General features: G+C 72.2%; 22 protein-coding genes. 7 read left to right on the top strand and 15 right to left on the bottom strand.

The annotated features are described in order from the left end of the window. The first annotated feature begins 3 nt into the window (after positions 1-3). A complete protein-coding gene (locus tag E1287_RS27895; RefSeq protein ID WP_131968050.1) occupies positions 4-675 on the top strand; it encodes a GntR family transcriptional regulator in 672 nt (223 codons plus the stop codon). A 33-nt stretch (positions 676-708) separates the two neighbouring features. After that, positions 709-1,506: a phosphotransferase gene (locus E1287_RS27890; protein WP_207934502.1), complete on the top strand. Its 798-nt coding sequence runs from the start codon at positions 709-711 to the stop codon at positions 1,504-1,506. A gap of 9 nt (positions 1,507-1,515) precedes the next feature. Here E1287_RS27890 and E1287_RS27885 read toward each other — a convergent pair whose 3' ends face one another. Next, on the bottom strand, positions 1,516-2,175 hold the full coding sequence (locus E1287_RS27885) for a luciferase family protein (protein WP_131968048.1): 660 nt from the start codon (positions 2,173-2,175) through the stop codon (positions 1,516-1,518). Positions 2,176-2,458: 283 nt separating this feature from the next. Then, on the bottom strand, positions 2,459-5,083 hold the full coding sequence (locus E1287_RS27880; RefSeq protein ID WP_131968047.1) for a M14 family zinc carboxypeptidase: 2,625 nt from the start codon (positions 5,081-5,083) through the stop codon (positions 2,459-2,461). Positions 5,084-5,255: 172 nt separating this feature from the next. Between E1287_RS27880 and E1287_RS27875 the strand changes: the two genes are divergently transcribed. Continuing rightward, positions 5,256-5,684: an Hsp70 family protein gene (locus tag E1287_RS27875; protein ID WP_131968046.1), complete on the top strand. Its 429-nt coding sequence runs from the start codon at positions 5,256-5,258 to the stop codon at positions 5,682-5,684. A 9-nt stretch (positions 5,685-5,693) separates the two neighbouring features. Here the strand turns inward: E1287_RS27875 and E1287_RS27870 are convergent, their stop codons facing one another. The 4 genes from E1287_RS27870 to E1287_RS27855 all read right to left on the bottom strand — a co-directional run bounded on the left by E1287_RS27870 (position 5,694) and on the right by E1287_RS27855 (position 9,463). Beyond that, positions 5,694-6,539, bottom strand: a complete 846-nt coding sequence (locus E1287_RS27870) for an ABC transporter permease subunit (protein ID WP_131968045.1) — start codon at positions 6,537-6,539, stop codon at positions 5,694-5,696. Further along, on the bottom strand, positions 6,536-7,492 hold the full coding sequence (locus tag E1287_RS27865; RefSeq protein ID WP_131968044.1) for an ATP-binding cassette domain-containing protein: 957 nt from the start codon (positions 7,490-7,492) through the stop codon (positions 6,536-6,538). The genes E1287_RS27870 and E1287_RS27865 overlap by 4 nt, the downstream gene beginning before the upstream one ends. A gap of 103 nt (positions 7,493-7,595) precedes the next feature. Next, positions 7,596-8,276: a response regulator transcription factor gene (locus E1287_RS27860; protein ID WP_131968043.1), complete on the bottom strand. Its 681-nt coding sequence runs from the start codon at positions 8,274-8,276 to the stop codon at positions 7,596-7,598. Then, the gene (locus E1287_RS27855; protein WP_131968042.1) at positions 8,273-9,463 is read right to left on the bottom strand and encodes a sensor histidine kinase; all 1,191 of its coding nucleotides are present in this window, start codon (positions 9,461-9,463) and stop codon (positions 8,273-8,275) included. Before E1287_RS27855 ends, E1287_RS27860 begins: the two co-directional genes overlap by 4 nt. A 172-nt stretch (positions 9,464-9,635) precedes the next feature. Between E1287_RS27855 and E1287_RS27850 the strand changes: the two genes are divergently transcribed. The 3 genes from E1287_RS27850 (at position 9,636) to E1287_RS27840 (ending at position 13,118) form a co-directional block, all read left to right on the top strand. Further along, a complete protein-coding gene (locus tag E1287_RS27850) occupies positions 9,636-11,201 on the top strand; it encodes a carboxylesterase family protein (RefSeq protein ID WP_165969209.1) in 1,566 nt (521 codons plus the stop codon). Between the two features lie 12 nt (positions 11,202-11,213). Next, entirely contained in the window at positions 11,214-11,627 is a 414-nt protein-coding gene (locus E1287_RS27845; protein WP_131968040.1) for a DUF3592 domain-containing protein, read from the top strand. 165 nt (positions 11,628-11,792) lie between these two features. Continuing rightward, positions 11,793-13,118 carry a M20/M25/M40 family metallo-hydrolase gene (locus E1287_RS27840; protein ID WP_131968039.1) on the top strand — a complete coding sequence of 442 codons (1,326 nt, stop codon included), beginning with the start codon at positions 11,793-11,795 and terminating at the stop codon, positions 13,116-13,118. A gap of 3 nt (positions 13,119-13,121) precedes the next feature. Here E1287_RS27840 and E1287_RS27835 read toward each other — a convergent pair whose 3' ends face one another. The 9 genes from E1287_RS27835 to E1287_RS27795 are packed head-to-tail and all read right to left on the bottom strand — an operon-like array spanning position 13,122 to position 21,477. Continuing rightward, entirely contained in the window at positions 13,122-14,156 is a 1,035-nt protein-coding gene (locus E1287_RS27835) for an alcohol dehydrogenase catalytic domain-containing protein (protein ID WP_131968038.1), read from the bottom strand. Positions 14,157-14,163: 7 nt separating this feature from the next. Continuing rightward, complete coding sequence (locus E1287_RS27830) at positions 14,164-15,564, bottom strand: MmgE/PrpD family protein (protein ID WP_131968037.1); 1,401 nt, start codon at positions 15,562-15,564, stop codon at positions 14,164-14,166. Next, a complete protein-coding gene (locus E1287_RS27825) occupies positions 15,561-15,815 on the bottom strand; it encodes a biotin/lipoyl-containing protein (protein ID WP_131968036.1) in 255 nt (84 codons plus the stop codon). Before E1287_RS27825 ends, E1287_RS27830 begins: the two co-directional genes overlap by 4 nt. Further along, positions 15,812-16,801 (bottom strand): transketolase C-terminal domain-containing protein, encoded by a 990-nt coding sequence (locus tag E1287_RS27820; RefSeq protein ID WP_131968035.1) that lies wholly within the window; start codon positions 16,799-16,801, stop codon positions 15,812-15,814. The genes E1287_RS27825 and E1287_RS27820 overlap by 4 nt, the downstream gene beginning before the upstream one ends. Then, complete coding sequence (locus E1287_RS27815; protein ID WP_207934501.1) at positions 16,798-17,796, bottom strand: thiamine pyrophosphate-dependent dehydrogenase E1 component subunit alpha; 999 nt, start codon at positions 17,794-17,796, stop codon at positions 16,798-16,800. Before E1287_RS27815 ends, E1287_RS27820 begins: the two co-directional genes overlap by 4 nt. Further along, positions 17,793-18,233 carry a MaoC family dehydratase N-terminal domain-containing protein gene (locus E1287_RS27810; RefSeq protein ID WP_131968034.1) on the bottom strand — a complete coding sequence of 147 codons (441 nt, stop codon included), beginning with the start codon at positions 18,231-18,233 and terminating at the stop codon, positions 17,793-17,795. Before E1287_RS27810 ends, E1287_RS27815 begins: the two co-directional genes overlap by 4 nt. Beyond that, positions 18,230-18,742 (bottom strand): MaoC family dehydratase N-terminal domain-containing protein, encoded by a 513-nt coding sequence (locus E1287_RS27805; protein ID WP_165969208.1) that lies wholly within the window; start codon positions 18,740-18,742, stop codon positions 18,230-18,232. The genes E1287_RS27810 and E1287_RS27805 overlap by 4 nt, the downstream gene beginning before the upstream one ends. Next, on the bottom strand, positions 18,739-20,316 hold the full coding sequence (locus E1287_RS27800; RefSeq protein ID WP_131968032.1) for an AMP-binding protein: 1,578 nt from the start codon (positions 20,314-20,316) through the stop codon (positions 18,739-18,741). The genes E1287_RS27805 and E1287_RS27800 overlap by 4 nt, the downstream gene beginning before the upstream one ends. A gap of 15 nt (positions 20,317-20,331) precedes the next feature. After that, entirely contained in the window at positions 20,332-21,477 is a 1,146-nt protein-coding gene (locus tag E1287_RS27795) for an acyl-CoA dehydrogenase family protein (protein ID WP_131968031.1), read from the bottom strand. A 472-nt stretch (positions 21,478-21,949) separates the two neighbouring features. On the opposite strand from E1287_RS27795, the gene E1287_RS27790 reads away from it, so the two are divergent. Beyond that, positions 21,950-23,346: amidase (locus E1287_RS27790; RefSeq protein ID WP_131968030.1), on the top strand; the 1,397-nt coding region annotated here is incomplete at its 3' end.

Raw genomic sequence — 23,346 nt, 5'->3', positions numbered from 1 at the left:
GAAATGGCCACCTCGACGTCCTCCGGCGCGGGCTCCGTCCGATGGGCGGTGGCGCGCATCCGCGAGATGATCACCGTTATGGAACTCCTGCCGGGCCAGCAGATCCGGCAGGAGGACATGGCGTCGCGGCTGAGCGTCAGCCGGGCGCCGATCAGGGAGGCATTGGGGATCCTGCAGAGCGAGGGCGTGCTCGATTACCAGCGCAATGTCGGCTATTCGGTGAAACGGCTGACCGTCCAGGATCTCGAACAGGCGTATCTGATGCGGCGGGTGCTGGAAAGGGAGGTCATCGCCGCGCTGCCGGACCTGACGGACGAGCAGCTCGAAGAGCTGGAGAACATCAACGGCCGCATCAAGCAGGCCGGTGACGACGCCGATGTGCTGACCATTCAGCGGCTGAACAACGACTTTCACTTCTACATCTTCCGGGCGTCCGGCCTCGACCTGATCGTGGACGAGCTGCGCCGCATCTGGTCGCTGACCGAGGCGTACCGGTCGGTCTACCTCTACGAGGCCGAGGCGCGGGAACGGATCGTGCACGAGCACGCGTCGATCGTCGACGCGCTGCGCCGCGGCGACCGGGACGCGGTCGTCGAACTGTCCGACCAGCACCGCAGCAGAGTGCCGAGCCGCCTGGCCGCGGTCTTCCCCGCCGAAAGCCGACCACAGCGCTAGGAAAACGGCGGCCGTCGCGGGCGGGAAAACCGGGTGCGCGGGGCGGGGGCCGTGGGATACAACGCCGGGGTGGAGGAGCAGCGGCTGCCCGGCGGCAGGCACGTAGGCGGGGTCCGCATCGGCGACACCGTCCACCGGCGGACGAACCCGTGGACGCCCACCGTGCACGCGGTGCTGCGCCACCTGGAGGCCGCCGGTTTCGAGGGCGCGCCCCGCGTGCTGGGTTTCGACGAGCAGGGGCGCGAGGTCCTGACCTTCCTGCACGGCGACACCATCGGCGAACGCCACCCCTGGCCCGCGTGGCCGCATTCGGACGAAGCGCTCCGCCAGGTCGCCGCATGGATGCGGCGGCTGCACGACATCACGGCGGCGTTCGTCCCGCCGGACGGCGCGACGTGGCTCGCCGGCTCCTGGCACCCCGGCTTGATCATCGGCCACCACGACGCCTCGCCGTACAACGCGGTGTGGAACGACGAAGGTCTCGTCGGCTTCGTCGACTGGGACACCGCCGCGCCCTCGCCGCGCGAGTTCGACCTGGCCCACCTGGCGCTGACCTGGGTGCCGCTGCACGCCCGGCACGTCGCCGAGTTCCAGGGTTTCACCGCGTTCGAGGACCGGTCGCGGCGCCTGCACGTCCTGCTGGACGCCTACGGCTACGACGGCGACCGCACCGCCTTCGCCGGCGCCGTCATCGGACGGGCCCGCCGCCAGGCCGCCGTCATCCGCCGGATGGCGCAAGGCGGCCAGACGTCGCTGCTGCGTTTCGCCGAAGAACTGGACCAGGCCGTCATCGAGGTCCAAGCGCTTCCGGCCTCGTTCTGGCGCGCCTGAGATCGGTGGTCAGGCGGGCGGGTCGGGGGTGAGCTTCTCGCGCGCGAGCCGCTCGACCAGCACGGGTACGAAGTCCCGGACGGGCCGGTCGTCGAACCGCCGGTAGACCGCGTCGATGACCTGGCTCACCTGCTTGGGCGGGTGGCTGCCGCCGAGCCTGCGGACGAGGCGGTCGGTCACCTCGCGCATGACGTGCTCCTCGCGCTCCACCGGGTTCCCGGACGGCGTCATCGGCAGCCCTCCGCGCCCCGGCGGCGGCTGCGGCATGAACTGCTCCGCCAGATGGGAGTAGCCGAGCGAGCACGGGCCCACCCGCGGCTGCACGGTGTCGAGCGTCGCCAGGTTGGCCTTGATGGCGACGCTGACCAGGGACACCAGCAGCGCGATGTCATCGTCGCCGCCCAGCCAGACGCCCACCCAGCCGCTGCCGGGACGGGTGCGCACCGAGGCGCACTCCCGGAGCGGTTTGTGCATGCGCCGGACGTACGGCCAGGTCAGATACAGCTCGGCCTGATCCCGCCCGTGCAGATGAAGGATTTGATCGCCGCCGCACGCGAATGCCCGGCCGAAGCCGCAGTCGGCACGGCACAATCTCAGCGCCGGCCAACCATTGAGCTGCTCCACCACGCTCTCGGCCAGACAGGTCCGCAGACCATCGGTCCCGCCCATGCTCACAGCATCCAGCCAGACCGGCATGATCACTACCCGCCCCGCCTAAATCGTTACCAGAATGGTGGCCCGGCCGTCCTATCGTCGTCGCCTTCGCTTTTGGCGATCATGCCACCATTCCGGTCCCGGGGAATGGTGATCAAGGCACCATTTCATCAAGCCCCGTCCATCTTCATCGCAACCCATGGTGAACTGCGAGGACGGCGCGGCCATTGTGACGATCGCGGCCGGTGGGACGGGCGTCCCACCGGCCGCGATCGGTGATTTCAGTCCTTTCGTCCGTTTAGCCGGATCGGCCGGGCTTCGATGGGCCCTGGTAGATGGAATTGACCACGATCGGCCAGGTCTGCCGCGGCCAGCTCCGGAAGGTGATCTCGCTGCCCGCGACGGTGGCGTGGCCCTTGCCGACCTCGAACGTCGCGACGTTGGCCAGGCCGTTCAGCGTCTCCGTGCCGGCGGCGTAGCCGCTGGCCAGCAGGTCGCCGTCGCCCGGGTACTTCGAGGCCACCCGGCCGTCGCCGGTGAGCTTGTACGCCGCGTCCCGGTTGAACCAGACCGCGCCGGACTCGGGCATGCCCCAGGCCGCCGGGACCTCGGGGTCGTAGGTCGCGCGCAGCAGCGCGCCCGGCGCGTTGAGCTTGGCCGGGTCGGTCGGGGCCGCGTTCTCGATCGGCAGCTTGAGGAGCTGCCGCGCGGTCTCCGACGCGCTGCCGATCGCGACCAGGTTCCCGCCGCCGGACACGTAGTCCGCCAGCTTCGTCCAGCCCTCCTCGCCGACGCCGCGCGCCCACCTGAACTCGGGCGGGTTCTTCGCCGGGTCGAGGCCGTTGACGATGGTGTTCCTGGAGACGCCGTCGGCCAGGACGATCGTGTCGTACTTCGCCGCCAGGTCGCCGTAGTCGTCGGCGGAGACGACCTTGTAGTCGATGCCGTAGGTGTCGAGCAGCCACGTCATCCAGCCGCCGGGCATGTTGTTCGCGCCGCGGATCAGCCCGACCTTGGTGCCTTGCTTCAACGTGAAGCCGTCCACCTTGGGAAGTTCGTCCGTCCCGTAGACCTGCAGGCCGGTGTCCGCCGACACGCTCTGCAGCACCTGCCTCGCCGCCGCCGTTGGAGGTACGACGACCGTGCCCGGCGCGAACGTCCGTCCGGCGGCCTCGAACTCCTTCGCCGACCGGAACGTCGGCACCGCGCCCTTCTGCAAGCGGGAGAGCACGTGCGCGACGCCGTACGACTCCGGCGCCACCAGGTAGGCGCCGCGCGGCGCGGCCGGCATCCGCACCGGCTGCGGCAGCACCCGGTGGACCCGCTGCAGCGACGCGGTGAACGCCTGCTCGACCGGGTCGACGTCCACGCCGAGCAGCAGCCCGAGATTGTCGGTGGTCTCGCTGTACGGCATGATCAGCGGGCAGTTGCCGCACTTGCGCGCCGCCTGCTCCGGATACTTGTCGATCTTGAGGAGCTGGTCGATCCAGCGGCCGAGCGGCTGCCGGGTGCGCAGCACGTACGAGCCCGCCGCGTAGGTCTTCCCGCCCGCCGTGAACGGCGCCTTCGCCTGCTCGATCTCCGCCCGCCCGAACTCGAAGATCCGCATCATCTCCAGCACCGCGAACGGGTCGCGCTGTCCGGCCGGGATCACGTACGCGTGCGGCGTGCCCGGCTCGACGTCCGGGAGCGCCACCCCGTTGCGGGTCGTCTGGTACAGGTTGTTGAACAGCCACGACTCGGGGTTCTTCGCGACGTTCTCGATCCCCGCGTAGGCGGCGGTCTTCGCGTACGCGACGATCTGCTCCAGCGTCCAGGTGTTCTTGTCGTACGGCTGGAGCATCCGCATCGTCCGGTTCTGCGAGCCGAGCGGCTTGCCGTCCGACGACGTGTACGGGTACGCGAGGTCCCGCGCGCTGGCGATCTCCGTCAGGAACAGCGACGTGCCGAGGAACGTCGAGAAGCCCATGACGTCGGCGTTCCAGAAGATGCCGTACGCGTCGTCGGAGCCGACGCCCTTCTTGCCCTCGGCGGTCAGCGCCCGCGCCGCCTCCTGGCCCTGCAAGGTCGCCGACTGCAGCGTGATCGGGTCGATCCCGCTGCCGAGCGGCTCGTCGTAGGGCGGCGTCCACAACCGCGGCCCGGTCGTCCCGGCCTGGTGCATGTAGTGCCCGACGACCGGACGGTACGTCTGCTCCAGCCGGACCCGCGTGCGGATCTCCCGCTGCGTGAACATGAACCAGTCACGGTTGTCGTCGTGCCCGACGTACTTGTGGTACAGGTCCGGGTAGACGCGGTTGTACTCGGTTCCGGCCGTCCTGTTGAAGTGGTCGACCACGAGGTGCTGGCCGTCCGGGTTGCCGGACGGGATCACCATCAGCACCGCGTTGTCCAGCACCGTCTCGGTGTAGTCGGAGTCCTCGGTGGCGAACCGGTGCACGATGTCCACCAGCGCCTGCGTGTTGCCGACCTCGGTGGAGTGCAGCGTCCCCTCCAGGAGGTACACCGGCTTGCTCCGCTCCGACAGCCGCCGGGCCTCCTGCGCGGAGATCCCGCGCGGCTCGGCGAGCCGCTGGTTGTCCCGGACGATCTGGCCGAGGTTCCGCAGGTTGCGCGGCGAGCTCACGAAGAGGACCGGATAGTCGTTGCCCATCGTCGTCTTGTCCGCGACCTGGTAGGTCACCCGGTCGGACCGGTCGGCGACGAGCCGGAAGTACTGTTTGATCTTGTCGAACCCGGCGAGCCTGCCGGTCGTGCCCATGGCGAACCCGAAATAGCTCTGGGGCGCCGGAATGTTCCTGGCCTGCGCATTGCGGCTCACCGAGGAGCCCGCGCCGAACGCGTCCGCGTGCAAAGGCACGCCGACGAGCATGACGAGGGCTACCAGGGCGGCCGCCGCGCGGGATGTGACCCGCGACAGCATCCGGTCTCCTGATGAGTGAGGGGGACGGGACACTGATCGATCAGTTGTGACCAGCGTGAATCGCCTTCGACGATCAGTCAATGTCTTGATCGTCTCGTACCCCACCCGTTACGCCCGGTAACACCGGCTTGGCCGGAAAAGGCCGGGGTGTGTGAACGCCGGACGACCATGAGTGAGGTGGACGTGGCACGCTGGGGAGGCCACGTCCGGTGGCGGCGTCTTCAGCAAGATCATCGAGCGCAACACGACAATGCCGACCAAATACTCGGAACTGTTCGTCCTCGCCGATGGCGGGTCGTCCGCCGCCGTCCACATTTATGAGGGTGAGCATGAGATCGCGGCCGAGAACACGCTGCTCGGCGCCTTCCACCTGACCGGGCTCCCGCCCTCGGGCGACACGGAGAGGCTGGAGATCACCATCGATGTCGACGCGAACGGCATCATGTTCGTCACCGCGAAAGACGTGGTGTCCGGGAAGGAAGCCTCGCTGCATCTGCGCGACGGCGGCTCCGCGCCCGTCACGGACGCTGACGCGGAGCTGCTTCCCCGGCTCGCCTCGCAGACCTCAGAGGCTGAGGCCGCCGGCTCCGGCCCCGGCTAGGGCCTCGGGTCACACGTCGCGGCGGGCCAGTGCCGCGGTGATGACGACGAAGGCCAGGAAATAACCGATCATGACCGCGGTGGCGGGGGCGCCGGGGAGGTTGTCGACCACGCCGGGGGCGCCGCCCGACGACACGGGTTCGGCGCCGAGGGACGCGGCGGTCGAGCCCGCGGCGGTTCCGGGCAGGACGTCCGCCACCGGACGCAGCCAGTCGAGCAGGGACGAGACGGCGCGCAGCAGGTTCTCCACGGCGAGGGTCCATACCAGCCCGAGGGCGACACCGAGGGCCGGGTTGCGGGACAGGGTGCCGACGGCGAGGCCCGCCGCCGTCCACACGGCGAGGATCAGGACGCCGCCGCCGAGCGCGCGGGCCAGGTGGCCGAGGTCCGGGAATGCGAGGTTGTGTCCTTCGGCCGCGGCGAGCGCGGTCGCTATGCCCAGGTCGACGGCGAAGGTCGCGAGCACTACGGCGATGGCGATGCCGATGAGGGCGGTGAGGGTGCCGGCCAGGACGGTCAGGCGGGCGGGGCCCTGGGTGAACGCGGCCTTCCAGGTGCCCCATGCGTAGCCGCTCCCCGCGGCGAGGGCGCCCAGGGCGAACGCCATCGCGCCGCCGAACATCGGCATGCCCGCGACGACGGCGACCGGGACGCCTTCCGGCATGACGTCCGCGAGCAGCTTCTGCGGGTCGGCGCCGTCGTTGGCGAAGCCGCCGCCGTTGCGGTACGAGAGGTAGGGGAAGACGTAGCTGAAGGTGACGTTCAGCAGGAGCCAGGCGCCGGCCAGCGTCCATACGGCCGGCCACCGGCGCAGGCGGAGGAGTTCGGCGCGGGTGCCGGCGGTCAGGGCGGTCATCGGCCGGCCCCCGTGTCCGTGGTGTGCGCGGTGTCCGTGGTCATTTCGAAGAACACCTCTTCCAGCGAGCGTTCGATCGGGCGGATCTCGTGGACGTCGACGCCTGCCGTGACCAGCGCCCGGGTGACCTCCGCCGCGCGGCCCGGGTCGATGCGCAGGTAGAGGGCGCCGTCCTCGACGGTGGGCTCGGCCTCGCCGGCGAGCCGCGCGGTCACCGACAGCGCCGTGTCGATCGGGTCGGCGCGGACGAGCAGGCGGCCCGCCCCGCGCAGCTCGCGGACGGTCGACTCCGCCACCAGCCGCCCCTTGTTGATCACACCGACGCGGTCGCAGATCTCCTGCACCTCGCTCAGCATGTGGCTGGACAGCAGGACGGTGTGGCCCGCCGCCGCCAGGTCGGTGAGCAGGCGGCGCATGTCGTCCATGCCCGCGGGGTCGAGGCCGTTGGTCGGCTCGTCGAGGATCAGCAGGCTGGGCTCGCCGAGCAGCGCCGCGGCCACGCCGAGCCGCTGCTTCATGCCGAGCGAGTAGGTCTTGAACGGGTCACCGGCGCGGGCGCTGAGGTCGGTTCGTTCCAGGGCGCGTCCTACGTCGTCTTCGCGCAGGCGGCGGTAGCGGGCGAGGACGCGCAGGTTGTCGCGGCCGTTGAGGTACGGGTAGAAGCCCGGGCTCTCGATCAGCGCGCCGACGCCGTGGTTCGCCGCCGGCGTCCCGGCGCGATGCCCGAGCACGGTCGCCGAGCCGGAGGTCGGCCGGATCAGCCCGACGACCATGCGCAGAGTGGTCGTCTTACCTGCGCCATTCGGGCCGAGGAAGCCGTACACCTCGCCGCGCCGCACCGTGAGGTCCACCGCGTCGACGGCGAGGTACTCGCCGTAGCGCTTCGTCAGGCCGCGCGTGCGGACGGCCACGGCCGCATCCGGCCGGACGGCGGTCCCGGTGGATTCGCTCATGCATCCGATCGTCGCGGGACGGGCGGGGGCGGGTCGTCCTCCTGGGGGCGGCACCGTGCGTACGCCGAGCCGCGTACGTCCGTCCACGCGGAGCGGCCACGATCTACAGGCCGGGCGGACGGACCGGCGGGACGAGGCCGGACAGCATCGCGAACACGACCAGCTGGGCACGGTCGCGGGCGCCGAGTTTCACCAGGGCCCGGCCGATGTGCGTCCGGACGGTCTCGGTGCTGATCGTCAACCGGTCCGCGATCTCGTCGTTGGACATCCCGGTGGTCACCCAGGAGACCACCTCGCGTTCCCGTTCGGTCAGGTGCTTGATGCCGGGATGCGGCGCCATGCCGGGGCCTCGCCGGGCGAACTGGGCGATGACGCTGCGGGTGATCGACGGCGACAGCAGCGAGCCGCCCTCGGTGACGACCCGGATCGCGCGCAGCAGCTCCTCGGGCTCGGCGTCCTTGAGGACGAACCCGCTCGCGCCGTGCCGCAGCGCCTCGAACACGTACTCGTCCAGGCCGAACGTGGTGAGCATGACGACCCTGACCTCCGCGAGGGCGGGATCGGCGGTGATCTCGCGCAGCGCGGCCAGGCCGTCCAGGCCGGGCATCCGGATGTCCATCAGCACGACGTCCGGCCTGCGGGCGCGGACGACCTCCAGGCCGGTGCGGCCGTCGGCGGCCTCGCCGACCAGCTCGGCGCCGGGCTCGCCGCGCAGCAGCGTCCGCACGCCGACCCGGATCAGCGCCTGGTCGTCGATGACGACGACGCGGATCGTGCCGCTCATCGACGGTCCCCGTCCAGTGGGAGGCGGGCCCCGTCCAGCGGGAGGCGGGCCCGGACGCCGAAGCCGCCGTCCGGGCGGGGGCCCGCGGTGAGGGTGCCGCCGAGCGTCTCGGCCTGGCCGCGGATGCCGCGGATGCCCAGGCCGTTCCCGGGCTGGGCGGACGGGCCGGCGGCGCGGGTGTTGGTGATGTCGAGCAGGAGCGCGTCGCCGTCCCGCCGGATCCGGATCCGCACCGGGACAGCGCCCGCGTGCCGCAGGACGTTCGTCAGCGACTCCTGCAGGATGCGGTAGGCGACCGCGTCGACGGCGGTGGGCAGGCCGGTCAGGTCCGGCGCGATGTCGGTGTGGACGGTCACCCCGCCCGCCCGGACGCGTTCGGTCAGCCGGTCGAGGTCGTCCAGGCCGGGGGCGGGGGCCCGGGCGGCGGCCGTCCCGTCGTCGCGGAGCCCGTCGAGCTGGGCCCGCAGGTTCTCCAGCGCCTCGCGGCTGGTGGCCCGCACCGCCTGCATCGACTGCCTGGCCTCCTCAAGATCATGGTCGAGGACGTGCAGCGCGACGCCCGCCTGCATCGCGATGGCCGCGAGCCCGTGCCCGATCGAGTCGTGCAGGTCCTGTGCCATCCGCAGCCGCTCCTCCGAGGCGACGCGGCGGGCCTGCTCGGCGTGCACCCCGGCGGCGGCCTGCCGCCGGGCGCGGGACAGCGCGCCGATCGCCAGCGCGACCGCGATGATCGCTGCCCAGACGATCACGTCCCTGGACATCGGGTAGTAGCCCGACCCTTCGGGCGCGCTCGCCGCGTCCCGGACGCGCTTGGCGAACAGGCTGACGATCAGGACCCCGAGACCGGCGGCGGCCATCAGCGCGGCCCGCCGCAGCGGAAACCGGTCGGCGACCCCGTAGACGGCCATCGGCACTGTCAGCATCACCGGGCCGAACGGGTAGCCGGCCGCCAGGTAGGTGGAGACGCACGCCGTGTTGACCGCCAGGGCGGTGCCCGGACGCCGCCGCAGCGCGAGCGCCAGCGCCGCCGCCGTCACCATCGCGTAGCCGGCGGCGTCGGGGGAGCGGGCCGAGCCCGGCTGGAATTCCGCGGCGGGGCCGGTCGCGATCAGCACGGCTGCGAGGAACGGGAGGCACACCCAGCCCTCGGCCGCCCAGCCCGGCCAGCGGCGCTCCCCACCGGTCACCGTCGCGAGGATACCGGGCGGAATCGGACGGGCGCGTCACCGTCTCGGCGTATGCCGTGGACGCGATTCCGCGTACACGCGATGGCGCGGCGGCGCGGACGCGTCCGGAACGCGGGGCCCGGCATGCTCGAAGGCGATGAAACCGAGAACCAGACTTCAGAATTCGGGGCCGATGCGGCGGCTGCTCGTGGTCGCCGCCGGCCTTGTCGCCGCCGCGGCGTCCGGTGCCGTCTTCGCCGTCGCCGACGCGAAGGTGGACGGCGCTGTCGTACGGACCGCGGACGGGGCCGTGCGCGGCACCGTGGCCGCCGATCACCGCAGTTTCCTCGGCATCCCGTACGCCGCCCCGCCCGTGGACGATCTGCGCTGGCGGGCGCCGCGTCCGGCCGAGCCCTGGGAGGGGATCCGCGACGCCACCCGTCCCGGTCCCGTCTGCGCGCAGCTCGGGGGAGGGGACGCAGGGGAGCGCCAGGTCATCGGCAGCGAAGACTGCCTGTCCCTCAACGTGCAGACTCCCCTCGGTGCAGGGGCGGCCGGACGGCTCCCGGTGATGGTCTTCCTGCACGGCGGCGGGTTCGTCAACGGCGCCGGCGCCACCTACAACCCGTCCCGGGTCACCGTGCAGGGGCAGGTCGTGTCCGTGACGGTGAACTACCGGCTCGGCGCGCTCGGCTTCCTCGATCACCCGTCCCTGAAAGACCCCCAGGCCGGGAACTTCGGATTCGCCGACCAGCAGGCCGCGCTGCGCTGGGTGCGGCGCAACATCGCCGCGTTCGGCGGCGACGCCGGAAACGTGACGCTCTGGGGCCAGTCGGCCGGGGCGCACAGCGTGTGCGCGCAGCTGGCCGCGCCCGGCGCGCGCGGCCTCTTCCACAAGGCCATCGCCCAGAGCGGCCCGTGCGGCAACGACGTGCTGTCCCGTCCGGAGGCGCGGCGGCGTGCCGTGTCCACCGCGCGTGACCTGGGCTGCGGTGTCGGGGCAGGTACGGCGCAGTGCCTGCGACGCCTTCCCTACGAGCGGCTCACCGGGATCGGCCAGGAGAAGGTGTTCACCGTCCACCGCCGGGTCGCCGAAATGCCGTGGCTGCCCGTCGCGGGCACGCCCGCGCTTCCGCTCCAGCCGCCGGACGCGATGCGCCTCGGCGTCGCGACCCGCGTCCCGCTGCTCCATGGCGGCACCAAGGACGAGATGCGGCCCGCCGTCGCCGCCGCGTACGACCGCCTTGGAAATCCCGTCACCGCCGACGCCTATCCGCGGATCCTGCGGGACATGTTCGGCCCCGCGAAGGCCAAGGCGATTCTCGGCCAGTACCCGCACGACGATTACCCGTCCCCGAGTCTTGCCCTGGCGACGTTGCTCACCGACTACGGCGGGATGCTCGGCGCCTGCGCTCAACTGCCCGCCGCGGACGCACTGGTCAGGCGAGCGCCCGTGTACCTGTACGAATTCGCTGAGCCTGACGGCCGTCCCAGCGACTTCCCCTACGGCGCCGCCCACGGCGTGGACGTGCCGTACTTCCTCACCACCCCGTTCCAGCCGCCGCCGGCCGCCGGCCCGCAGAAAGAGCTTTCGGCGAAGCTGATCGGCCACTGGACTCGGTTCGCGAAGACGGGAACTCCGGGCGCCGGCTGGGCATCGTACAAGGACGGCAGCACCCTGCAATTCACTGCCGAACGAACCCGCTCAATCGACCTGGCCGCCGAACACAATTGCCGATTCTGGCGCGCCATCACCTGATCGGAGGGATGCATGGCGCCGGCGGTGCTCGGGCTCATCATCACGTTGGGAATCGCCGCCTTCGCATACGGCAGGCTGCGCGCGACGCGCACGAAACTGCGCGGCCTGCCGAGTGCGAAGGGGCAAGTGGTGGGGCACCGCAAGCATGAGCGCGGCACCGGCCCAGCGCTCACCCGGTACGCGCCCATCGTGGAGTTCGCGGACGCGGACCGGCGGCCCGTGCGGGGCGCGTCCGGCAACTTCACCAAGTCGCTCGCGCCCGAGGTCGGGACGACGGTGACCGTGCTGTACGACCCGTCCGAGCCGGCCAGGATCCACGTCGCGGGCCGCGACACCGGCGAGATGGAAAGGTTCTTCTTCGGCGCTTCTCTCGTCCTGGTCGGAATCGCCGTCGCGGGCCTGATCGGCACACTCCTCACGAGCTGACCGGCCCAGCGGACGCGTCACCTCCGCCTTGAGAAGGAGACCGGCTCAAGTCATAACGACGTTCAGTTTCGAGATTTTCCTTCTTCGGGATGATCTCGTGGGCAATACGCTTTTCCTTGATGGGCGGCGCGTTCGTGTTTACGTTTCCACCAAGGTGAGGCAATCATGCACGATTCAGAGCCGTCCCGTTCGATCGGCCGCCGCACGGTATTGGGAGGTACGGCCGTGACCGGCGCCGGCGCGCTCCTCGGTTCCGCCGCGCTCACCGGCACGGCCCAGGCCGCGGGCGGGCCGTCCGCGGGCGGGATCGATCAGCGCGACATCGACCGGGCTGCCGCCCGCCTGGCGCCCGGCGCGGTGCGGCTCCGCCGCGCGATCCACCGCCACCCCGAACTCGCCGGGCAAGAGCGCCGGACGGCCGCGCTGGTCGCCGAGCGGCTCGGCCGCACGGGGCTGCGGCCGGTCACCGGGGTCGGCGGGCACGGCGTCGTCGCGCTGCTGAAGGGCGCCCGTCCCGGCCGGACGATCGCCTACCGCGCCGACATGGACGCCGTCCCGCCAGACGAGCAGTTCGAGCCCGGGACCGCCCGCCGGGTGCCGGCGCATGTCTGCGGGCACGACCTCCACACCGCCGTCGGTGTCGGCGTGGCCGAGGTCCTGGCCCGGCTGCGCGGACGGTTGCGCGGCAACGTGCTGTTCGTGTTCCAGCCCGCCGAGGAGACGCTGCGGGGCGCACGGGCGATGCTCGACGACGGCGTCCTGGACGGCGAGCACCGCGCGGACGAGATCTACGCCGTCCACTGCGGCCCGTTCGCGTCCGGCTCGCTGGCGGTGGCGCCCGGGGTCGGCCTCCCGGGGCTGGACAAATACATCATCGAGCTGGCCGGCCCGGACGCCGAGGCCCGCGCCGCGCGGCTGGCACAGCGGATCTCCGCACTGGGCACCGTGCAGCCCGCGGAGACGACCGAGGACGCGGAGAAGCTCGTCCGCGACCTGCAACGCCCGGACGGCCCGCTGGCCGGATTCGTGCTCATGCACGCGGGCGTGGCGCCCGGCGAGGGCGGCGGGTTCAGGGTTCAGGGCGCGTATCGCTGCTGGCCGGAGGAACGCTGGACACGGTTGCGCGCCGAGATCCGCGGGCTGGCCGCCGCGGAGGGCGCGGGCGAACCGACCTTCCCTCCGGAGCCGTTCCCGGCGATGATCAACAATCCACGGCTGAGCGAGTTCGCGGCCGGACGGTTCCGGCACGCCCTCGGCCCGCGCGGCGCGCTGACGATGCACGCCGCCTTCCCGTTCAACGGCGAGGACTTCAGCCTGTTCTTGCGCCGGGTGCCCGGGGCGATGTTCTTCCTGGGCGTCCGTCCCGAGGGCGGCGGCGTCTGGGAGTCGATGCCGCACTCGACCGCCTTCACCCCGGACGAGCGAGCGATCGGCGTCGGCATCCGGGCCATCGCCAGGCTGCTCAGCGACCGCGCCGCGGCCGCCGCCTAGCGGTCAGGGGCGGACGAGGACCTTCAGGGCCTCGCGGTCGTTCATCGCCCGGAACCCGGCCGGGACGTCGTCCAGGCTCACCGACAGGTCGAACATCGCGCCCGGCGCGATCGTCCCGTCGAGCACCTCGGCCAGCAGTTCCGGGATGTACCGGCGCGCCGGGGCGACGCCGCCGGTGATGGTGATGTTGCGCATGAACACGTCGAAGTCGAGCCGCGCCTCGGCGTACTGCGGGACGCCCACCCGGCTGATCGTGCCGCCGTCGCGGACGGCGCCCAGCGCCGTCTCGAACGCGGCCGCGTTGCCGACGCATTCCAGCACGTGCGGAGCGCCGTCGCCGCCGGTCAGGTCCCGGACGGCGGCGACGGCCTCCGCGCCCCGCTCCGGCACCACGTCGGTCGCGCCGAACCGGCGGCCGAGGTCGGTGCGGGCGCGGTGGCGGCCGAGCAGGACGATCCGCTCGGCGCCCAGCCGCGCCGCCGACAGCACCGCGCTCAGCCCGACCGCGCCGTCCCCGATGACGGCCACGGTCGACCCCTTCCCGACTGCGGCGGTGACGGCCGCGTGATGCCCGGTGGGAAGGACGTCCGACAGCGCCATCACCGAGGGGATCACCGCGTCGTCGGCGCCGACCGGCAGCTTGATCAGCGTGCCGTCCGCCTGCGGGACGCGGGCCGCCTCGCCCTGCCCGCCGTCCAGGCCGTTCATCGCCCAGCGCCCGCCGTTGCGGCAGGAGCCGTGCAGGCCATCCCCGCAGAAATCGCAGGTGTTGTCGGTCCAGAGGAAGGGGACGAGCACGACGTCGCCGCGCTTCACCGAGCGGACCTCGGCGCCGGTGTCCTCGACGACGCCCATGAACTCGTGGCCGATGCGGAGTCCCTCGGCCACGGGGTCCATGCCGCGGTACCGGTGCAGATCGCTGCCGCAGATGCAGGCACGGGTCACCCGGACGATGGCGTCCGTCGGCGCCGCCACGACGGGGTCGGGCACGTCCTCCACGCGGACGTCGCCCCGGCCGTAGATGAGGGTGGCTCGCATATGTTGATCACTCCTTTGGATCGGCGGGATCGGCCGGATCGGCGGGGCCGGCGATGGTGGCGCCGACCAGGTCGCGGACCGGACGGCGGTCGAGGTCGAGGACGATCGCGATGAACCCGTCCAGCCGCGCGGGCGACAGCGGCGTCTCGGCGGCCATGGCGCGCAGCCGGGCGGCGGTCTCGTCCCGGTCCCAGTTGAACGTGGTCTCGTCGGGGGCGAACTCGCCGGTGCGCGTCCCGCCGTCGCGGGTGGCGACGGTGATCCGGCAGCCGCCCTGCGGGACGTCGCCCGCGGCGGCCACCGTGATCCGGCGGGTCAGGTCCATCAGGGCGGGGTCGTCGAAGCGGTTCAGGTCGTCCAGCTCGATGCCGCCTCCGCGGAGGGCCACGGCCAGACAGTACGGCAGGCTCATCAGGGTGCCGCCCACGTCGCGGAACGGGCCCTGGGCGTCGATGCCGGGGTAGGCGGCGTCGTCCGGCGACAGTTCGGCGGTGACGGACGCGACGTCGTCCGCCTTGATGCCGTGGCGGCGCGCCAGCCCGGTCAGCACGGTGACCGGGACCTGGTTGATCGCGCAGATCGGGTACGGCTTGTAGGTGACGCGGCGGATCCGCCAGTCGTCGCCGAGCCGCAGGCCGGGACGCAGGCCGAGCCGCTCCGTCTCCGGTGCGTCCTCGATTCCGGAGAAGGCCCGCAGATGCCCGGCGTTTCCGTCGAGCGCGTCCGGCGCGCCGGTGACGCCACGCGCGGCGAGCAGCGCCGCGACCATGCCGTTGCGGCTCGCGGCCCCGACCTGGTAGCGCCACTCCTGGGTGCCGGCGAGCCACGTCTGGTTCGTCCCGCCGCCGAACGCCGCAGCGAGGCCCAGCGCGGACACCGTCTGCCCGGTGTCGAGCCCCAGCAGCCGGGCGGACGCGGCCGCCGCCGCAAGGGGCCCATAGATGCTCGTCGCACGGAACCCGCGGGCGGTGGACGGCCCGGCCCGCCCCTCCGCGATGGCGGACGCGGCCTCGTACCCGGCGATCATCGCGGTGAGCAGGTCGCATCCGTGCAGGTCGGCGCGGTCGGCGAGGGCGAGCAGGGCGGGCAGCGTCGTCGATCCCAGGTGGACGGACACCGAGACCTGGGTGTCGTCCTGCGTCCGCGCGTGGATGAGCGCCCCGGTCGCGAGCGCGCACGACTCGACGGTCACGGGCGTCCCGTCGACCGGGAGCCGTGCCCCGCGCGACGCGTCGCAGGCGCCGTGCTCCTTGGCGAACGCGAAGCCCGTCCTGGCCAGACGGTGCCCGGCGAGGCCGACGCCGAGGTCGTGCAGCAGCGTGACCTTCGCCTTCTCCACGACGTCGGCCGGGACGGCGGACAGGTCGAGGCCCGCGGTGAACTCCGCGACCCGTTCGGCGAGTGTCATGGCGCCGCTCCCTCGCCGTCGGTGGCGATCCTGGCGATGACCTGGCCCACGACGACGTCTGCGTCCTGGGCCACGAGCAGTTCGACGACCGTCCCGGCGGCCGGGCTGACGATCTCGGCCTGCGCCTTGTCGGTCTCCATCTCGGCGATCGGCTCGTCCTCGGCGACCCGGTCGCCGACGTTCTTCAGCCACTGGACGATCGTCGCCTCGTCCATGGTCGCGCCCCACTTCGGCACCACGACGTCCGTCATGCACCCTTCCCTTCGATCGTGCGCAGGGCCGCCGACACCACGTCGTCCGGCCCCGGGTAGTAGGCGCGTTCCAGGTCCGGGGCGAACGGCACCGGCGCGAACGGCGGGCGCACCTGCGCGGCCGGGGCGCGCAGGGACGCGAAGCCGTCCGTGGCGGCCAGCCGGATGACCTCCGAGCCGACGCTGCACGGGCCCTGCGCGTCCTGGACGACGACGAGCCGCCCCGTCTTGGCGAGCGACCGCAGGATCAGCGCCTCGTCCACGGGGCTCAGCGTCCGCAGGTCGAGCACTTCCGCGCCGACGCCGCGCGCGGCGAGCGACTCCGCGGCCGCCATGGCGGACGGCACCGTGTCGCCCCAGCACACCAGCGTCACGTCGTCGCCGGGGCGGCGGATCAGCCCGGCGCCGATCGGCACCATGTGATCGGGGTCGTCGGGGACCTCGCCGCGCCGCGTCCACAGGCTCAGGCTCTCGATGACGATCACCGGGTCGTCGTCCCGGATCGCGGCCTTGAGCAGGCCCTTCGCGTCGGCGGGGGTGCCGCCCCACACGACCTTCAGCCCGGGGACGGCGGCGAGCCAGCCCTCCAGGCTCTGCGAGTGCTGCGGGCCCGAGCCGCGGTGGCCGCCGCAGAGCGTCCGGATGGTCAGCGGCACCGCGAAGGCGCCGTCCGACATGTACGACATCTTGGCGGCCTGGTTGACGAGCTGGTCCATGGCCAGGGTGATGAAGTCGAAGTACATGACCTCCGCGATCGGACGCAGCCCCGCCATCGCCGCGCCGACCGCCATGCCGGTGAACGTCGACTCGCTGATCGGGGTGTCGCGGACCCGCCACTCGCCGAACCGCTCCCGCAGCCCGCGCGTCGCCGCGAACGGGCCGCCGGGCACGCCGACGTCCTCGCCGAACAGGTGGACGGAGTCGTCCCGCTCCAGCTCCTCGTGCAGCGCGGAATTGACCGCCTGCCAGTACTTCACCGTGCTCATCCGCGGGCACCTCCGGGCACAGGACGGCGATAGACGTGCGCCGAGATCGACCCGGGCGATGCGACGGGATCGGCCTCGGCCGCGGCGACTGCGTCCGCCATCTCCTGCCGCGCGGCGTCCTCGATGGCCGTGAACTCGGCGGCTTCGGCCGGGTCGCCGGAGACGGTCTCCGCCAGGCGTTTCAGCGGATCCGCCGCCTTCCACTCCGCGACCTCGGCGGCGTCGCGGTACCGCTGCGGGTCCCCCTCGAAGTGGCCGTGCCAGCGGTAGGTCAGGCACTCCAGCAGGGACGGGCCGCCGCCTTCGCGCGCCCGCTCGACCGCCTCCTCCGCGGCCCGCCGGACGGCCATCACGTCGTTGCCGTCCACCCGCGCGCCCGGGATGCCGTACGGGGCGGCGTGGTCCGCGACGTGCTCCGCGGCCAGGTGCACGGAGACCGGCGTCAGCTCGACGTACTGGTTGTTCTCGCACACGAACACGATGGGCAGCTTCCACAGCGCGGCGAGGTTCAGCGACTCGTGGAAAACGCCCTGGGCGACCGCGCCCTCGCCGAAGAACGCCACCGCGACGCCCTTCCGGCCCTGCCGGGCCGCCGCGAACGCGCCGCCGAGCGCGATCGGGATGCCCGCCCCGACGATCGCGTTCGCGCCGAGAATCCCGGCTGCTGGATCCGCGATGTGCATCGACCCCGACCGGCCGCCGCAGTACCCGGTCGCGCGGCCGAGCAGCTCCGCCATCATCGCCTTCGGCTCGCCGCCCTTGGCGAGGCAGTGCCCGTGGCCCCGGTGGGTGGTGGTGATGCGGTCGTCGCGGCGCAGGACGTCGCAGACCCCGGCCGCGACCGCCTCCTGCCCGATCGAGACGTGCAGCGTCCCCGGGAGCCGTCCCGCCGCCATCAGCTTGGACGCGGCGACCTCGAACCGCCGGATCCGCGCCATCGTCCGGTACAGCCGGCGCGATGCCGTGGTGGTGTCGGTGTCCTGCTGGACGGTCATGCTCGGACGTCCTCTCTCGGGAGTTCCAGCACGGCTGTTGCGGGGGCGCAGAGCGTCCCGTCGTCCTTGCGTTCCTCCAGGGCGCATTCGACGATCCCGGCGCCGGACTCGTCCACCCGGCAGGCGGTGACCACGCCGGTGCAGGTCAGCGTGTCGCCGGGCACGGCGATGCCGCGGTTGCGCCAGCCGAACGAGCGCAGCCGCGCCGCCGGGCCCGCCCAGCCGAGCGCGGTCCGCAGCAGGAAGCAGCCGTGCAGATGGGACTGGACGAGCACGTCCGGATACCCCTCCGTCGCCGCGTAACGGGCGTCGTAGTGGATGCGGTGCGCGTTCCAGGTCGCCGCGCTGAACCGGAACAGCTGCGTCGCGGTCGGACGGACCGTCACCGGATCGAGCGCCATGCCGACCGCGACGTCCTCGAATCTCTTCAGGCTCATCCGCTCGCCTCCGGACGGGCGATGAGGTTGTCCCGGCAGGTCAGCAGGGGAGTGCCCGACTCGTCCAGGAACCTGCGCAGCCTAGTGATGACCAGGAACGGGCCGGAGCGGCCGTCCTTGAGCGTCACGTCCTCGACCGACGTCTCCCGGACGACGCGCACGCCGTCATGGACCGGGTTGTGGAAGTCGAGGTCCTGACCGGCGCCCATCAGCCGGAGCCCGTCCAGCGGGAGCCCGGCCGTCTCGTCGCCGGTGCCGTCCGCGCCCAGCTCGTCATCGGACGGGCCCGCGCCCCAGCCGAGCACGCTGCTGAGGAACAGCGGCGGCGCGACGGCGCCGGGAAGCCCGGCGGCGCGGGCCGCCTCGTCATCGAAGTACACCGGGTCGGTCTCGCCCGCGGCGATCGCGAACCGCTGGAACTCCGTCGCGGAGACGCGTCCGAGGCTGTCGCGGACGACCGTCCCGACCTGCTTCCGCACGCGCTCGCACACCTCGTCCAGTGCGGTCACCTGTCGCCTCCCGGGATCAACTCGGAGAGCTGTCGCCGCAGCACCTTCTTCTCCACCTTGCCGATCGAGGTCTTGGGCAGTTCGGGGACGACATGGATCCGCGTCGGCACCTTGAAGCCCGCGAGACGCGTCCGGCAGTGCTCGGTGATCTCGTCGCGGGACGGCGGCTCACCGGCCGCCGCCGGGACGACGAAGGCGACGACCTCCTCGTCCCGCACCGGATCGTGCCCGGCGACGACGGCCGCCTCGGCGATCGACGGATGCGCCAGCAGCGCGAACTCCACCTCGCTCGCCGAGACGTTCTCGCCCGCGCGCTTGATGACGTCCTTCTTCCGGTCGAAGAAGTACACGTAGCCCTTGTCGTCGAGGTAGCCGTGGTCGCCGGTGTGCAGCCAGCCGTCCCGGACCGTCGCGGCGGTGGCCTCCGGGTCCTTGAAATAGCCCTTCATCAGCGTCCGGCCGGGCACCCCGGACACGAGGATCTCGCCGACCGCGCCCGCCGGGACGTCGCGTCCGTCCTCGTCCACGATCCGGATCCGGCGGTCGAAGTTGGGCAACCCGATGGACGGCCACCGCCGGTCCCCGAACACCGGCGACATCGTGACCACCGTGCCGCCCTCCGACAGCCCGTAGCCGTTGATCAGCTCGACGCCGAAGCGGTGCTCGAACTCGTCCTTCTCCTGGTCGGTGACGTTGATGGCATAGATGGCGCGGTGGACGCGGTGGGCGGCGTCGTCGGGCGAGGGAGGCTGGGCCAGCATCGTCCGCACCTGCATGGCGACGAGGCTCACCGAGGTCGCGCCGTGGTGCCGGACCCGCGACCAGAAGCCGCTGGCGTGGTACTCCTCCAGCAGGACGGCCGTGCCGCCCACGGTCAGCGCCGCCAGGACGGTGATCTCCTGCGCGTTGATGTGGAAGAGCGGCAGCGCGGTCAGCAGCCGGTCGCCGCCGTACAGCGCGGCCCCGCGCGAGACGCGCTCGCCGCCCCACAGGCAGTTCGCGTGCGTGATCATGACCGCCTTGGGGCGGGCGGTGGTGCCTGAGGTGAAAAGCATCTCCACGACGTCCTCGGAACCCACGCCCTTGGCGGGGTCGGCGGGCGGGCCGGACGCCACGTCCGCGAACGGGACGAACCCGTCCCGCGACCCGTCCCCGCGCGCCAAGATCCGGTGCTCGACCTTTGGCGCGTCCGCCAGCACCCCGGCGAACAACGGAAGGTGATCGGGCTCGGTAAGGACGCCCACGGCCTCGGACCGCTCGATCAGATACGCCAGCTCGGCAGCCGAATTCGCCACATTGGACGGCACCATGACGGCCCCGAGCCACGCCAGCCCGAACCACGCGACCACGAACTCGGCGCAGTTGCGGAGCTGGATCACGACCGCGTCGCCGCGTCCGATGCCCAGGGCGGCGAACCCGCCGGCCGTCCGCCGGACGGCGTCCAGCGTCTCCCGGTAGGTGTACTCCGCGACCGTGCCCGACCGGTCCTCCACGACGAGGCAGGCGCGGTCCGGATGCCGGTCGGCCCGCTCGATCAGCAGGTCGGCGAGGGTGCGGTTCCCGATCAGGTCCACGACGGCTCCCGGCGCTCAGTCCCGTGACGACAGGCCGAGCAGGTTACGCGCGATCATCCAGCGGTGGATCTCCGACGACCCGTGCCCGATCCGCCACACCCGCACCTGCCGGTAGAAGCTCTGGATCGGCAGCTCCTTGCTGTAGCCGAGCCCGCCGAAGATCTGCAGGCAGCGGTCGGTGACGCGCTGGGCCATCTCGGTCGCGTAGAGCTTGGCCATGAACGCCTCGTTGCGGATCGGCTCGCCCTCGTCCGCCATCCACGCCGCCCGGTAGACCAGGAAGCGGGCCGCGTCCAGCTCGACGGCGGAGTCGGCCAGCATCCACTGCACCGCCTGCCGCGTCGCGATGGGCTTGCCCCAGGTCACCCGCTGCTTCGCCCACTCGACGGCCATGTCGATGCACCGCTGCGCGATGCCGAGCTGGTAAGCGGCGATCTTGAGGCGTCCGTGCGTCAGCTGCTCGGACGCAAGCGCCCAGCCGCCGCCGACCGGGCCGAGCCTGGCCGAGTCCGGGACGACGCAGTCGGTGAACGACAGCTCGTACGGCTCCCAGTCGTCCCCCATGGTGGGGATCGGACGGGACGCGTCGAAGCCGGGCGTGCCCATGTCCACCAGGAAGCACGTGATGCCCCGGCTTCCGGCGCCCGGGTCGGTGCTGGCGAACAGGATGCAGAAGTCGGCGCGGTCCACCTCGGAGATGAAGATCTTCGTGCCGTTGATGACCCAGTCGTCGCCGCTGCGCACCGCCGTCGTGGTGATCCGGGCGAAGTCGGAGCCGGTGCCGGGCTCGGTGAAGGCGTAGCAGCTGCGCCGCTCGCCCGCGATGACCGGATACAGGTACTGCTTCTTCTGCTCGTCGTCGCCCTCGTAGAGGACCGGTTCGGGGCTGCCGCCGAAGTCGAACATCGCCGGGTGCTTGTACAGCTCCTCGGCGACCAGGCAGGCGGCGAGCGTGCCCATGCCCTGGCCGCCGTACTCCTCCGGGACGTCCAGGGCCCAAAGTCCCTGGTCCCTGGCCTTCTCCTGGAGTTCGCGGCGCTCATCGGGGGAGAGCCTGCCCTCGGTGAGGAAGCGGGACTCCAGCGGCATCAGTTCCCGCTCGCGGAACCGGCGCACCGAGTCGACGAACATGCTGAGCTCGGCCGGGATGCTGAAGTCCATACGCCGTCACCCTCCATTCGACCGACTAGTCGGTCGGCTTCGACTTTTCCATGCCTCCGGGCCGATGTCAACGCCCGGCCGGGAGTCCCCGGACCCTTGCGTTCAGCCGGACGCGCCCGCCCCGGGCACCGGCGCCAATCCTGGAATCAATGGGCACGAACCGCTCCTCGCAATTCAGGTGCGGTGTTATGCGGGGCGCGGCGCGGAATGGGTTCCGGCGCTCGCCTGTTTCGGATGGAACTACGATCTCCAGCGAAATGTCAATCCCGGAAATCGGGGGGTTGACGGCCTCGCGAAGGCGAGGTTAACTGGAGTCGCCCGACCGGTCGGTCGACAGGGTTCGTCCGGCCAGTGAGCTGCATGAGCATCGGTAGATCAACTGATCGTCGTCCCGCCGCGGACTCCTGCCGGCGTATTCCACCGCCGTCCGCGGCGGAATAGATATCGTCACTCGAATTCCCCAGGAGGACGGATGGCCGGCGATCTGAACAATGTGCCGACTGCGGGCGAACTCGTCACCGCCTACGCCGCCGGGACGCTTTCCCCGGTGGAGGCGGCGACCGCGGCCCTGGACGCGATCCGGGAGCGCGACGCCGACGTCAACGCCTTCGCCCTGGTGGACCCGGAGCGGGCGCTGGAGACGGCCCGCGCCGCCGAGCGGCGCTGGCGCGACAAGACCCCGCTCGGCCCCCTCGACGGCGTGCCGATGTCGATCAAGGACCTGTTCCTCACCCGCGGCTGGCCGACGCTCCGCGGCTCGCGGCGCATCGACCCCGCCCAGGCGTGGGACGTCGACAGCCCGGTCGCCGCCCGCCTCCGGGAGGGCGGCCTCGTCCTGCTCGGCAAGACCACCACCCCGGAGATGGGGTGGAAGGGCGTCTGCGACAACCCGCTCACCGGGATCACGCGCAACCCGTGGGACACGTCCCGCACGTCGGGCGGCTCCAGCGGAGGCAGCGCGGTCGCGGTCGCGACTGGCATGGGACCCCTGTCGGTCGGCACCGACGGCGGCGGCTCGATCCGCATCCCCGCCGCGTTCTGCGGCGTCGTCGGCTTCAAGCCCACCCACGGCCGCGTCCCGCAGTACCCGCTCAGCTCGCTCGCGGTGCTGGCCCACGCCGGACCCATCGCCCGCACCGTGGACGACGTCGCGCGCCTCCTCGACGTCCTCGCGGCGCCCGACCACCGCGACCCCTACGACCTCGGCCTCCACGACGGCCCCTACGGCCGGGCGATCGACCGGGACGTCCGCGGTGTGTCCGCCGCCTTCTCCGCCGACCTCGGGTACGTCCGCGTCGACCCCGAGATCGCCGCCGCCGTCGCGTCCGCCGCGCGGGCGCTCCAGGACGCGGGCATGCGCGTCGAAGCGGCCGACCCCGGGTTCCCCGACCCGCTTCCGGCGTTCGACGTGCTGTGGTGCGCGGGCGCGTCCAAGTGGCTCGACGTCTTCGACGCCCGCGCCGACGACGTCGACCCCGGGCTGCGCGCCGTGATCGAGCGCGGGCTCACCTACTCGGCGGGCGACTACCTGGCCGCCGAGGCGGAGCGGCTGGCGCTCGCCGTCCGGATGGGCGAGTTCCACACCCGCCACGACGTGCTGATCACCCCGACGGTCCCGATCCCCGCCTTCGAGGCCGGGCACGACGTGCCGCCGGGCAGCGGCCTGAGCGACTGGGCCGAATGGACGCCGTTCACCTACCCGTTCAACATGACCCACCAGCCGGCGATCAGCGTCCCGGTCGGGTTCACCGCCTCCGGCCTGCCGATCGGCCTCCAGATCATCGGCCCCCGCCATGCCGAGTCACTGGTCCTGGCGGTGGCCCGCGCGGTAGAGCGTGCACTGCCCATGACGGACCAACGCCCACCCGC

It is taken from the genome of Actinomadura sp. KC06 (assembly GCF_004348735.1).
In the GTDB taxonomy this organism is placed as follows: Bacteria; Actinomycetota; Actinomycetes; order Streptosporangiales; family Streptosporangiaceae; genus Spirillospora.
This window is presented reverse-complemented; position numbering and strand designations above follow the sequence as displayed.